Source organism: Paraburkholderia sp. GAS448 (assembly GCF_050435685.1).
Taxonomy (GTDB): Bacteria; Pseudomonadota; Gammaproteobacteria; order Burkholderiales; family Burkholderiaceae; genus Paraburkholderia.
In genome coordinates this window covers 179,839-193,564 of record NZ_JBNDKT010000005.1, presented here as the reverse complement: position 1 = coordinate 193,564, position 13,726 = coordinate 179,839, and the positions used below count along the sequence as shown (strand labels likewise).

8 protein-coding genes and 1 pseudogene are annotated in these 13,726 nt (G+C 61.5%); 5 read left to right on the top strand and 4 right to left on the bottom strand.

The window, feature by feature from the left end; genetic code table 11:
• The first annotated feature begins 28 nt into the window (after positions 1-28).
• Positions 29-961, top strand: a complete 933-nt coding sequence (locus P3T23_RS12210) for a DMT family transporter (RefSeq protein ID WP_429316418.1) — start codon at positions 29-31, stop codon at positions 959-961.
• 245 nt (positions 962-1,206) lie between these two features.
• Here the strand turns inward: P3T23_RS12210 and P3T23_RS12205 are convergent.
• From P3T23_RS12205 to P3T23_RS12190, 4 genes and pseudogenes are all read right to left on the bottom strand, one after another.
• A pseudogene (locus P3T23_RS12205) lies at positions 1,207-2,011 on the bottom strand (molybdate ABC transporter substrate-binding protein).
• A gap of 510 nt (positions 2,012-2,521) precedes the next feature.
• Positions 2,522-3,130, bottom strand: a complete 609-nt coding sequence (locus P3T23_RS12200; RefSeq protein ID WP_429316417.1) for a hypothetical protein — start codon at positions 3,128-3,130, stop codon at positions 2,522-2,524.
• Between the two features lie 51 nt (positions 3,131-3,181).
• Positions 3,182-4,522, bottom strand: coding sequence for a TRAFs-binding domain-containing protein (locus tag P3T23_RS12195; RefSeq protein ID WP_429316416.1), 1,341 nt, complete (start codon positions 4,520-4,522; stop codon positions 3,182-3,184).
• A 9-nt stretch (positions 4,523-4,531) separates the two neighbouring features.
• A complete protein-coding gene (locus tag P3T23_RS12190; RefSeq protein WP_429316415.1) occupies positions 4,532-5,164 on the bottom strand; it encodes a hypothetical protein in 633 nt (210 codons plus the stop codon).
• Positions 5,165-5,877: 713 nt separating this feature from the next.
• Between P3T23_RS12190 and P3T23_RS12185 the strand changes: the two genes are divergently transcribed.
• From P3T23_RS12185 to P3T23_RS12170, 4 genes are all read left to right on the top strand, one after another.
• Positions 5,878-7,296 carry a toll/interleukin-1 receptor domain-containing protein gene (locus tag P3T23_RS12185; protein ID WP_429316414.1) on the top strand — a complete coding sequence of 473 codons (1,419 nt, stop codon included), beginning with the start codon at positions 5,878-5,880 and terminating at the stop codon, positions 7,294-7,296.
• Positions 7,297-7,305: 9 nt separating this feature from the next.
• Positions 7,306-11,652 (top strand): ATP-binding protein, encoded by a 4,347-nt coding sequence (locus tag P3T23_RS12180; protein WP_429316413.1) that lies wholly within the window; start codon positions 7,306-7,308, stop codon positions 11,650-11,652.
• 234 nt (positions 11,653-11,886) lie between these two features.
• Positions 11,887-12,693, top strand: coding sequence for a hypothetical protein (locus P3T23_RS12175; protein WP_429316412.1), 807 nt, complete (start codon positions 11,887-11,889; stop codon positions 12,691-12,693).
• Between the two features lie 227 nt (positions 12,694-12,920).
• Entirely contained in the window at positions 12,921-13,673 is a 753-nt protein-coding gene (locus tag P3T23_RS12170) for a hypothetical protein (RefSeq protein WP_429316411.1), read from the top strand.
• The last annotated feature ends 53 nt before the right edge of the window (positions 13,674-13,726 follow it).

Here is a 13,726-nt window from a genome sequence, read left to right as displayed (position 1 = left end):
ACGGGAAACATTCTTCGAGTTCGTCGCCATGAACCCCGCCTACCTCGCCTTTGCAGCGCTCGGCCTCATCTGGGGCACCAACTTCATGTTCATGAAATGGGCGAGCCTCGACATATCGGCGTCCCAGATCGTCTTTCTCCGGACGTTGTTTGGCTTCCTGCCTATCCTGGCGATGGCGCTGCTCAGGGGCGAGCTGAAATGGCGCCATCTGCGCCACGCACCTCATTTCCTCGTCATGTCGCTGCTTGCCACGGTGGTCTACTACTACGCGTTCGCGAAGGGGGCGGCGCTGCTGCTATCCAGCGTGGCGGGCATGCTAAGCGGAGCGATCCCGCTGTTTTCCTTCCTCGCCGCATGGGCGCTATTGCGCCTGGAACGCCCAACTGCGCGGATGATTTTTGGCATCGTAAGCGGCTTCGTGGGCGTGTTGATGATTGCACGGCCATGGAATGCCCAGGCAAGCGGCGTGGATTTGCTCGGTGTCTTTTATATGGTCGCCGGTTCACTCAGCGTCGGATGCTCGTTCGTGTACGCGCGGCGCTTTCTCTCCGGCCTCGACCTCTCGCCACTGGCGCTTTCGACATGGCAGATCGGCTTCGCGCTTGTCGTGCTGAGTTGCGTCACAGACTTCCACGGCATGGCCCGTGTAACAGGCGACACGCGAGCAGCGCTTGGGCTCGTCCTGGGTCTCGGGATGACAGGAACGGGGCTTGCCTACATCCTGTATTACTTCATTGTCGGGCGGCTCGGCGCGGTCGCGGCTTCCAGCGTGACGTATATCCCGCCTGTCATTGCCTTGCTGCTGGGATTGTCGATCGGCCACGAACCGATGCGCCCGCTCGATCTGATCGCGATGGCGGCCATTCTCACGGGCGTCTACCTGCTCCAGAACCGGGCGCGCGAGAAGCCGGCTGGCGTGCCGCAGACTCGATCAGCGATGGGTTGGATGCGGTCGCGTTGATCGGAACTTTCTCCGGCGTACTGCCTCGCCTTCTTCCTGGCGTTCGAGGCGTGTTCTCGCCCAAAGACGTTCACGATGCGCTGGCTAGTCCACATCGCTTCCTCCCAGGTACGATACAGGCCCCCGTCAAGCTGCTATGCCTGGAGAACACCCACAGCGTCGACGGGGGAAAAATCTGGCCCATGACTGCGAATGTCGCCGTCGTCGCAAACGGAGTCGGCGACGCGCTGGGCTCGCAGCTTCGCTCAGTTCGCAGCCTTCGGCGTTAGCGGTTCGAGCCCGGTCCTCGCAATCGCGGGGGCCGCGTCCGGCGATGACAGAAAACGGATCAGCGCCTCTGCGCCGGCTGGATTTTTCGCATTGGTGGCGATCCCCCCGGAGAACACCGTGTAGCTTTGTACCTCCGCGGGCAGACTGCCGACCACCGTCACCCCCTTCACCGACAACAGTTCGACTGTCTGCTGAAATCCGATCTCCGCTTCGCCGTTCGCGACGACTCTGGCGACCTGCTCGGCCGGGATCATGCGGCTCTTGCTCTCCACTTGCCCCTCGATACCGAGACGCCAGAACAGTTCGCTGCCGATATAGACTCCACTTGCGCTGTCCGGATAGACGATCGACTTCGCAGCGAGCAGCGAGCAGCGTGCGCCGCAACGCGTCGACCGAGCTGATATCCGGCTTCGGCGCCCCCTCGCGAACCGCCATGCCGATTGCCGAGCGTGCGAAGTCCACGTTGCTGCCAGACACGACCTCGCCAGCGTTGATCTGATCGTCGAGCGCATAGTCGACCACGATCAGCACGTCGGCCCACTCGCCGTGCGCAAGTCGCACCGGGATGGCATTCACGGCCGTGCCCACCGCAGGCCCCCAGACGGTGACCAGCTTATCGCCGGTCGCCTCCTCGAATTGCGGGCCCAGTTCGCGATAAGCTGACGCAAAATCGCCCGAAATCATAACCTTGACTTTATCTGCCGATGCCGCGCCGCTGCCCAGCAATGCGCCCGCAACGCAGAATACGAGTGCGTGAACTCTCAGCTTGCGACCAGTCACGGCCCCGCCCCATGTCGATCGGATGCGCCAGCCCGGACATGCATCGAGTCCGGACGCCACTCATGATGTTATTCCTTTCCACCTTTTTGCATTCGAAGGTGCCGTCGAACTGTCAGGGATGCACAATATCGGGCGACGTGGCGAGAGCGGACTTCGAACGAACGCGCAAGCCACTATCGGAGAGGGAGCGCGCGATGGGCGTCACTGCAAATTCAACGAACCTGCTCGCGAAACTCGGCATCGCGGCATTCGGATTCAGGTCTCGCAACGTCACGGCCCGGCTTCGGCCGTATTCACCATCGATGCACCAGCCCAGGCAGACACCAGACGGTTAGAACGAGGCACCGCAGGCTCGATGCTTGATGACAGCCGAAATGCCTTTCGCTCACTCATTCCAAACGTAGGGATTGTCGCACCCGCGAAACCACCCATCGGCGCGACGCTTATGGGTGAGTTGAATATATCGGGAGACCTGAACTTTCACGAAGCGGCAGGCGTCGTTCCCAGCTCTCAAGACAACCGTACATACGCAACAAATAAAAGCACAATCGGAATCGCGAGTGCGACGTCGACTGTTCCGATCAAAAAATTGCCGTCTGAAAAATCTGCCAGAATACGTGCACAAAGAAACGCGAGCAACAATAGACCCAGCATGCCGACATACGTTCCGGACACTAGCCGCCCAAAAGTCGCCCTGTGCTGGCCGTAGAAGACACTCTCACGAGTAAAGGCGACCGAGTCGGGCGGCAGTTCGAGTCCGGCTCTTAGTTCCGGTTCCATCGCCGCAAGGTAGGCGTAGCAGCGGCGAATAAATGCCGTACGGTGATACAGAACCGCCGTCAGATAGAGGATGACCATGAGCAGAATGCTCTGGATCAAGCCATAAGGAAAGCTTCGTCGGAGATCTTGTCGCGCCCCTTCGTCGGACATGCCGACCAGTTTCGCAATCAGATCGACGAGCAGTGGCTGCGCCTGCGGCACGTTGAACGTCACGAGCGCAGCCACCCCGACTACGGCCAGTAACTGCAGCAACGTGGTGTTACGTTGCTCCCACATCTGCAGCGTCAGCTCGTAGGTCTTTTGATAGTGGTCGGCAACGATTTCCGCACTTTCTTGCATGACGTGCTCCTTGTCGTGCATGCCATGGGCAAACCTGGCGCAAGAGCGCCCTTACGGCGCCAGCATGTTGATCACTGTCTTCAGGCGATCGCGTCTCGCCTTGTCGTCGATCTGCGCGACGCTTGTATTCAGGTCGGCGAGCACTGCGGCAACCTTCCAGCGGGGAGCCCCCTCAGCGACGACCTGGGCCGCGAGTTTCTCAGCCAGGTCCGCATTTCCTTCGTCGAACGCCGCGCAGAGCAATGTCGGACGCAGCCATTCATCCGTAATGCCGCGCTTTCTGGCGCGCTCGCACGCCGCGATCACCAGATTCAGCACTGACCGCGCGCGCTCCTCGTCGCCCTTCTGCCTTCGTTGCAGATAGAGGCGAGGCAGATTAGACGAGCAATAGTATTCGTTAAGATCCAGTTCCATGCCACGCTCGTAACACTCGATTGCGCGCTCGAGATAGGACAGGCGATCTTCCGCCGCAGTCGCTTCCTTGAAGAGCTGCTTGTATCGTCCCCCCAACAGTCCAAGGCGTTCCGACGTGGGACCACAGGTCTCAACCAGTGCTTCGAGTTCCGCTATCGCCTCGAAGCCGGCTCCCATTTTCGACAGTGCGAGCGAGCGCTGTTCGCGCACCCCTTCCTGTTGGCGAAATTCTTCTGGCAGCGAATCGATGAAGGCAAGCAGTTTTCCCCAGTCGTCGGCGACTTCGACCGAATCGCGCAACAGCAACAATAACGCCAGGACCACAGCCCCAATCAACGGTGGAACACCGTGCTTCTTGACGAGTTCCTGCGCCTTGTCCATCCGCTGTGCGCGCGGAAGCAGGCGAACCGTGCGCACGGAGGACTGGAACGCGGCAAGCTCGGCCATGCGCTGCTTCATCGTGGAAGCCGCATGCGGGTCCACGTTGGACGGAAATCCGTTGATTGCGTCATGCATCGGCGAGGTGCTTTGCGCGAGCCGCGCAATCGGCCCTTCGATAGCCTGCCGGATGCTCTGCGCTGTGGGTAAGGTAACGTCGCCGTCAGTGAGCGGATAGCGGACCGTTCTCAGTTGCGCAAGATCGAAGAGTTGACGCGACCAGTCGGCCGCGAGCAGCACGCAGCCCTTCAACTGCGACGCGTGACGAATCCCGACTTCGTAGTACACGTTGCCGTTGGGGATCGTCATGTCAGCCAGCACGAGATCGGCGAAATAGATCCGTTCGAGCATCTGGGTGACGATCATCGAACCGGTATCCTGATCCGCGCGCACCGCTTCATAGCCAAGCGACTCGATGACCGGCACGTATGCGCGATCCCACAGCCCGTTAAAATCGATCTCCGCAGGCCCCTGTCCCGCTTCGAGCTGGGTTCGCCTGCGTCCGTACGGCATGATGACGAAACATAGTGGTTTTGGCATGATATGCCCTCACGTTTCAGTCTGAAGCACAGTGATGACGTGCCACCGCCCACCGATCCGGCGGACTTCCTCGATCAGATGCTGTGTACCGCCGGGCCCATCGGCCCGACGTCCGTCCCATAGCGCAATAAACTCCACCTTCTGCGCACCGAATCGTGTCGCCGATTCGAGCATCCACTGGTTGTTGCGTGCATAGGTTGCGCCATCTTCATCGGCGAGCCGATTCTCCTCGGGCATGACATGAAGCACTGCCCGTGACTTGACGGCCTCAAAGCGGGCACGCCATTGCGCACCGGCGAAGTCGACCGATCGTGCGAGGAACACCGGCTCATCGAACGGAAGATAGACTTCGATGTGCACCCCGCGCGAAAGCGCCGCCTCGGCAAAGATCAGATCGCCGCCGCACGCGCCGCCACAGATCGCGAGATCGGCCGGTCCGGCATCCAGGCGGCTCAGCAGCTCTGCCGTAGCGCGTGTCACGAGTGGCTCCTTGTGCGGCGAAAAACGCGGAATCTTTCGCCCGGGGGCATCGATCATATGTCCGCTAAACAGGAAGACGCGGCGCGGCCCGTTGCCAGCCGCATCGCCCGATGGCGTAAAGTGCAACGCAAGAATGGCACGCCCTGAGAAATCGATGTTCACCTGCCCTCCCGATCATTCGCCAGTCACGTGTGGTCCATGGTACGACAGGCATCAGAACGAACACGTCGCACGATACGGACGTCCAGGCAGATACGTCCGCCCCTCGTCGGCCGTCAAGTTCCGTCCGGCCCCTTTGCGTGCAAGGCTGATTAGTTCGTCCACTTGCATGCGCCAAAGCCGCACCGGTGTTTCAGAGCCACCGCTCACGAGCCACTGCCCGGGGCTGAAGGTAATCGTGCCAACGCTCGCGCCTGTACGATGATCAACGTTGGCTCGTCAAAAGGAATATAGATTTCCAGATGCCTCCGCGTGCGAGCGCCTCCTCCGCGAAGACGGGATCTCCGCCGCATGCTCCTCCACAAATCACGAGGTCCGCCGGGCGCGTTCAGTTCGTCCAGCAGGCTCGCAATGGCGCGGGGCACTACCGCCTCCTTCTACGCCGGTAAACGAGGTTCCGTCCGCGCGGGGCACCCCCCATGAGCCGTATCGGCCCTGCGCCTTTAGACGGTTCGACTCGACAGGATTTGAAGGCCAGGCGAGCTACACGGTCGGCGTAGCGCGGATCGACCAACCCGGAAGTTCACCCGACTGACGAAAATCAGGCGAATCCTCGCGAAGACTCTAAAATAAAAATAGCTGATTCGTTTTAAAGTGGAAAGCCAAACGCCGTTCGTCGCCGACCGCCGGTGCTATGAATAAGCGAGGGTTGCAAAATGGCATTCGCCTCCGGGTACGAACACGATATCTTCGTAAGCTACGCGCACCTTGACAACGAGGGTGAGCCCGCCTGGGTCGACACGTTGCTGCGGCAATTGCACACCGATCTGAAGCAGCGCCTCGGCACCGAAGACCTCAAAATCTGGATCGACCATGCCGTAGAAGGCAACCGGCCGCTCACGCCGGGGATCATGCAAGCGCTCAAGGGTTCTGCAATCCTCCTCGTCGTCATGTCCATGGGATACCTGGCATCGGAATGGTGCACGAGGGAGAGGAGCGCGTTTCTCGGTTTCGTCAAGGATTGCGTCGCGGACGGACGGATCTTCATCGTCGATTGCCGGGAAACCGATTTGCGCGCCCGGCCGCCCGAATTTGGCGACCTGACAGGGTTCAAGTTCTGGACCCGGGATCCCGACGCTGACGGCGCAACTCGTACGCTGGGACCGCCGGACATGAAGGAACACGCTTACACCACCATGGTTATCAACCTGAGCGACCGGATCGCCAGGACGCTCAAGCAGCTGCGCATAGAGCGCGGCGTGCGTAATCAGGCTGGCACGGCGGCGGTGACGGAACGCATCTTCGTCGCACGCTCGACCGACGATCTCGAAGGCCGGGAAGAAGAACTCAACGGCTATGGGAGACAGGCCGGGCTTGAGGTCCTCCCCGACACCTGGTATCCGGAAAGCAGCGAAGCGGATTTTCGCGCCGCCATGGAAGCCGACCTGAAGCGGTGCGTACTCTACGTTCAATTGCTGAGCACTTCACGAGGCCGAAAAGCGCGCTTCGCCGGCGACAAACGCTTTCCCGCCCTCCAGTATCAGATTGCCAGCCAGTGCCAAAAGCCGATGTTTCTCTGGCGTCACCCCAACGAAGACCTCTCCGCCATCGACGACGAGACGCATCACGCGCTGGTCGAGGGTGCGAGAGCCGAAGGATTCGAAGATTTCAAGGCCGCCGTCGTCGCAGCCGCGCGCAGCAAACCGCCAGCCGAAAAGATCCGTTCGCCTCGTGTATCGGTGTTTGTGAATGCCGACAGGGACGATCTCGACGTGGCGCGCCAACTGGGAGAGGTGCTCGCTGCACGCGGTGTGGAATGCTACTGGCCGCTCCTCGAAGGAAGCCCGGAACGCGTGCGGCGGGATCTCGAGGACAATCTCAACGAATGCGACGGACTGGTGCTGATCTATGGCGCGTCGGAGCCGGCGTGGATCCGGGACCAGTTGCGACAAGGCCGAAAAATACTGAGCCAGCGCGAGCGGGCGCTAGCCGCGCTGGCGATCTATCTGGGTCCTCCGCCCGAGCAGAAGAAAGAATTGGCCGTGGCACTGCCCGGCCTCCTCGTGCTCGACGGCCGTGCAGGCGTCAACCCCACGGCGCTGCTTCCGTTCGTGCAAAGACTGACGCCGGGATAAGGATGAATCGTGGAGCTGATCGTTGGGTTCAGCAGTCACCCCTATCCCGGCTTGCGGCCTTTCCGCTTTGACGAGTCGGACATCTTCTTTGGCCGCGAAACGCAGATCGACCAGTTGCTCGCCCGGATCGCCGCGAACCGCTTCCTGACAGTCATCGGCCCTTCCGGTTGCGGGAAGTCCTCGCTTGTCAGGGCTGGCATGCTGCCGGCCCTGACGGCCGGGTTCATCGCGCAAGTGGGCGCGCGTTGGCGAATTGCCGAATTGCGCCCGGGTGACAGTCCGCTGCGGCATCTCGCCGAGGCGCTCGCGATACCCACCGTGCTCGGCCCCGGGCGCGACACTGAGGAGTCCATCGCCTTCATCGAAGCAACGCTGCGCCGGGGGCCGCTCGGACTGATCGAAATCGTCAAGGGCGCCCAGACGATGCAGGGCGCAGCCTTGCTGGTGCTCGTCGACCAGTTCGAGGAAATTTTTCGCTACCGCGAGCAACTCTCCTCCGACGAGGCGGACGCGTTCGTCGCGCAACTGCTCGCCAGTTGCGCCCAGACCGAGACACCGATCTACATCGTCATTACGATGCGCTCCGACTATCTCGGCGAGTGCGCGGTATTTCGCGGTTTGCCCGAAGCGGTCAGCGACAGTCAATACCTCGCCCCTCGCATGACCCGCGATGAGCTGCAACTGGCAATTTGCGGCCCTGCCCGTGTATTCGGCGCGCAAGTCGATCCCCGGCTGCAAAACCGGCTGCTCAACGACTTCGGCACCGACACCGACCAGTTGCCACTGCTTCAGCATGCGCTCGCCTGCTTGTGGAGCCGCCGCGACGAGGCAATGGCAGCGCCAGTCCTTACCGTCGAAGCTTACGATGCCTTGGGTGGGCTTGCGTCTGCGCTATCCAATCACGCCGACGAAGTGCTTGCCGAACTGACACCCGAGCGGCAACGCATTGCGCAACTCATGTTCAGGCGGTTAAGCGGTTCGGCGGACGGACGGCGCGACGTCCGCGCACCCGCACGGGTCGACGAACTGAGCGGCGTCTCAGGCGCAAGCATCGATGAGGTGATCGCCGTCGCGGACGCGTTCCGGCGGCCCGATCGCTGCATGCTGAGTCCAACCGAAGCACCGCTGCACCCGGACACGGTGCTCGACCTGAGCCATGAAAGTCTGGTCCGCCAGTGGCACAAGCTTGCAGCGTGGTCAGCGGAGGAAGCAGAATCGGCGGATCTGTACCGGCGGCTCTCCGACTGGGCCTTGCGTTGGGAACAGGGCAAGGCCGACCTCTGGCGAGGTCCCGATCTCGCGAGCGCAACCGCGTGGCGTCTGAAAGAAAAACCCACTGCCCAGTGGGCTGCGCGCTACGGCGACGCGCGATGCTATACGCGCGCGATGAAATTTCTCGACGCGAGCGAGGAAGCGCATCAGCGCGAAGAAGCGGAGCGGGCGGACCGGAAACGGGCACGAACCCGCCGCAGCCGGTGGTTTGCGTTTGGCCTCGGCTTCGCGGCATCCGCTGCTGCCGGATACCTTTGCTATCTCGTTGCATATGTCTTCGACTACAAGGCGTACTTCAAGGAAACGCTAGACGTTCGTGGCGTGCCTAAGGGCGTCGATGAACTGAGTAGCGAAGAGGTCGCGCAGCGCAACGCGTCGTATCTTGTGACAAGGAGAGGACGGCTCGGCCCCGTACTGAGCGTTCAGCTGGTCAACGCATCGAAGGAACCCATGGACAAACAAGGCTCGATCCAGGCCGTGGGCGATACCGACATCGAAAGGCGTACCAGTCGAACCGAATACGTGTATGACAGCAAAAACCAGTCAGTCGTCTACGAAAATTATGTCGACCGCAATGGACATCGCATCCGGACCGTGGTCTATTCCCCCGCGGACCCCCATCACCCGAATGAGCGTAACGAGTACCCGGTCTCCGCGAACGGAGCCGTTGCGGCGGGAAACGGAAGCTGCGAAGCCTACGAGGCCGTGGACTATTCGCAAGACGGCTATCGTCAGCGCGTGCGCTACCTCGATCAGGCAGGAAGACCCACGCCGGATGCCAATGGCGTATTCATGCGGCAATATCAGCGCGATGCAAAGGGCCACGTGATCCGGATGACATCGTTGTGGCTGGACGGTCGCCCGATGCTCGCAAACGACGGAACCGCGACTAGCCTGCTGACGCGTGACGAACGCGGCAACCTCGTTGCCGCGGAGTTCCTCGACGCAGCGGGCAGGCCCGCCAACGTTAAATACGGGTTCAGCAAGTTCACATGCACCTATGACGACAAAGGCAACTGCGTCGCCCCTGCGCTTTGGCACGCAGACGGGCGGCGGCTTCGGCAGAATCCGACCTTCAAGCTTTTCTGCTACGCATCGAAGCTCGAATACGACCAGCACGGCAACGCAATCGAACAAATGTGCCTGACAAAAGACGGCAATCTGGGAAATGGATTGGCCTATGCAAAAACGGACTATGACCGCGACGGCAAGCCAACCGCGGACCACTATTTCGACCGCAACGGCCGTCCGACGTCCGGACCAGGGGGCGGTGCGGGGATGCGGCTGTCGCACGACAGCGACGGGAATCTGACTGAAGTGACCTTTTTCGATGCCAACGGGACGCCGACCCCAGGAAACGGCGGCTACCACAGGCGGGTCAGCCAGTTCGATCACGATCACCACGAGGTTCGCACCGAGTATCAAAACGGCAACGGAGAACTGGAAGCAATCGACGGGGGATACGCGGCGATCAGTCGACTCTTCGATTCGCAGGGCAACGAGGTACAAACGGAGTATTGGGGACCCGACGGCAAACCATGGCAGAGCCAGACAGCCGGTTACGCGCTCAGGAAAGCAGGTTTCGACACATGCGGGCGTGAAACCGATACGTGGTTTTTCGACGGGAACGCGAAGCCGACGCGTTCTTCAAACGGATACGCGCATGTCTTCAAGCAGTACGACGAGGCCAACAATGTCAGTGACGAACGCTATTTCGACGAGCGTGGTCAGCCGGTTCGCTCGAAAGACGGGTATGCGCGCGTGGCCCGCAGGTATGACCGAAATCGCAACGTCGTGGATGAGCGCTATTTCGACGAACGTGACGCGCCGCTTGCATTACTGAACCTCTATGCCGAGCACAGGAGTCTCTACAACGAAAGCGGTGCGCTCGTGGAAGATGAATTTCTGTCCGTGAGCGGCGAGCCTGTTGTGGGCGCGGACGGGTGGGCGAAACAGACGCGTCGCTACGATGCGGGGAACCGCCTCGTCGAAAAGACGTATCTCGGCGTTCATGGAGAACCCGTCGCAAACTCAGACGGAATCGCCCGCGTCGTCTACACGAACAATCAACACGGCCAGGAGACCGGTGAGGCTTACTACGGCGTCGACGGCAAACCCGTGCAAATAAAAGAGGGATACGCCCGGCAGGAGACCCGCTACGATGCCAGTGGTGACATAGTCGGAGAAGCCTACTTTGGAACAGATGGGGCGCGCACCTTGAGGAGCGACGGGATCTCTCGCATCACATCCGTGAATAACGAGCTTGGTCAAACCGTCGCGGCGGCGCTTTATGGCGTGCACGACGAGCCGGTCATCGGAAAGGGAAATTTTTCTTATCATCGGGCGACCTGGGTTCGGGATCAACGCGACAATGTGCTCGAATTCGCGACATTCGATACCGATGGCAAGCCTCTCAAGGGGCCGGAAGGCTATGCAAAGCAAGTGAATCGATACGACGCGGCTGGCGGGCTGGTCGAGACATCCTACTTTGGCGTCGATGGCAAACCCGTGCTGGACATTAACGGCGTTGCGCGCACCGTGTACGTGAAGAACAGGCTCGAACAGGACGTAGGCGTGACTTTTTTTGGCGCCGATGCGAAACCCGTTCGCGGCAGCCACGGATACGCGACCGTTTTCAATCACTATGACATCCACGGCAACCTCATCGAGCAGACGTACGCGGATGAGAAGGGTCAGCCCGCCCTGCTTGACCAGAAGTTCGCACGGGTCACCTTTGTCAACGACAAGCTGGGTCGCCAGGTCGAATGGGCATATTTCGGCGTCGACGGCGCGCCGGCGAATGGACCGGTCAAGTACCCGTTCCACCGCGCCCGGCGCGTCCTGGACGAGCGCAACAACGAACTCGAACTGGCTGCTTTCGGAATCGACGACAAGCCGATACCGCTGCTGGACGCGGGCAACGGCCAGCGCTGCGCGACAGTACGGCGGCAATACGATGCAGCAGACAAGGTCAATGGGACCGAATGTGTGGGCGACACCGCAAAAACGGGCGCGAATCAGAATGCGCCCGCGAGGGGATCACGCCCCCCGCGTCCCGCCGTGGTCAAAACGGGTTTGAACTAGAGGCTGCCTGCAATCGCCCATCCACGACAGCGCCGAACGGCCTGCGCGAATGCCCGCTTCTACAGCAAGGACGGACGACCCGGTCATTCTCTGGATATCGCTCCCCCTTCCTGCCATCAGGTCCGCCATTGCTGGCATTCATCTGATGAAAGCAGCGATCGGTCGTTTATCATGGTTAGCTCACGTCGTTTGAACGAGCCGTCGGTAAATATGTTGAATACCCGAAAGATTTTGATGATTATTGGAGGGCTCCTGCTCGGTGCAGCAGGGACCACGTACCTGATGCTCCTTCAGGCGGACCGCCGCGAAATGGCAGAAGTCACGGCCGCCATGGATGAATCCGCACACCCTCCTGCCGTCGATTCGCGCGTCGGCGGTCACGTGGCGGAAGGCAGCATCGGCGAGTCGAAGCCATCCGGTGCAATCACCCAAAGCACTGCCATCGCGCAGCAGCCGGTGGTTCCCACTCCGGCTCCCGCTCTGGCAGTAGCACCTGCACCCATGGCGGCCGCGCCCGCATCCAGTCCGGCCGCCGCACAAGTCACCGGGCAACCGAAATCGCAGGTACAACCGAAGCAGGCTCCATCGGCGGCAGTCGCGTCGGTGAACGTGCAGGACTCGGGTGCGCCGAAGGTGGTTTCAGAGCAGCGCGCCCAGCGTGGACGAGACGGTCTGGACCATCGCGCGATAACGACTCAAGGCGCGACACCGGAAACGGACGAACTGGTCAGGGAATCGGCGAAGCTCGATCCTTCGTTGCCGCCTCCCACGTCCTTGCCGCCCGCCAGCCTCGGTGATCGCGCGAGCACGGACCAGCGCGGCACGTATCAATCCGGGGCCGCGATGACGGACCAACTGGTGCGGGATTCGGCCAAGCTCGATCCTTCGTTGCCTCCGCCGGATATGTCCGCCGCTCGCGCCGGCATGGCCCAACGTAGCTCGAAGCCAGGCACGGGCTCGAACCCGGTCGCGGCCGCGATGACGGATCGGCTCGTCAGGGATTCGGCCAAGCTCGATCCTTCGCTGCCGCCACCCAGGTAACCGCCTTCTCCGGCAGCACATGCGGCTGCACGAACGCTCCAGGCACGCGCCGCAGCACCTTTACAGTCATGTCGACCTCGGCAGCCGTCGAACAACCCTCAACGACTTGCGCCTGCCGGCCTGCCCGTAAACGGCCATTCAGCAGCCGAGGACGCCAGTGATGTGTGAACAGAAGTAGCGACGGGAAGTGTGGCTGTCACGAGCAACAGTTTAGAGGCCTGCGCACCATGAAGACTCACAATACGTGTTTCGTCCCGGCGCTGGCTGCACTTTGCGTGGCTTCGCTCGCAACGCTCGTCGCGTGCGGCGGAAGCGTCTGCGTCGGCGTCGACGGCTGTGGCGGCGGAAACGGGCAGGCAAGCGTCGCCCTATCCGGCACGGCCGCCACCGGCAACGCGCTGGCCGGCGCGACGGTCGGTTTCAGTTGTGCGCAGGGTTCGGACTCCAGCTTGTCAGACGGCGGTGGACACTACAGCATCACGTTCAACGCCACGCTTCCCTGCATCCTCACCGTGACCTCCGGAGGCACGACGCTGCATTCGCTGGCATTCGCCGGCGGCACCTTCAATACGACGCCCGAGACCGAACTGACGCTCGTCTACCTTGCTTCGCAACTCGGGACGACCGAGACAAGTCTGATTGCGGGTTTCCCGAGCAATTCACAGCTCCAGCAGGTGCTTTCAAACCCGGCCGATGTGCTGGCTGCGCAATCGGCAGTCGTCACGAATCTGCAGCAGCACTATGCGGTCACGCTGACGGCACCGGCGTTTCTGACGACACCGTTTATTGTCGGGCAAGCAGGCGTCGACAGCGATCTCGGCGCGCTGGCGACAGCAGGCGCCATTGACGCCAATGGCATGCCCGATCCGGGCGCCGTCTCCCTGCTGTCAGCGGCAGGTCTCGCCCATCCGCTCACGACGACGTCCACACCTTCATCCGGCACTGGCGGCACGGGCAGCGCCACCGGCGGCATGATGTGACGTGTGGCGAGCCGCAGGCACCACGCAGTTTGAGCAGACCATTCGTGACAAAG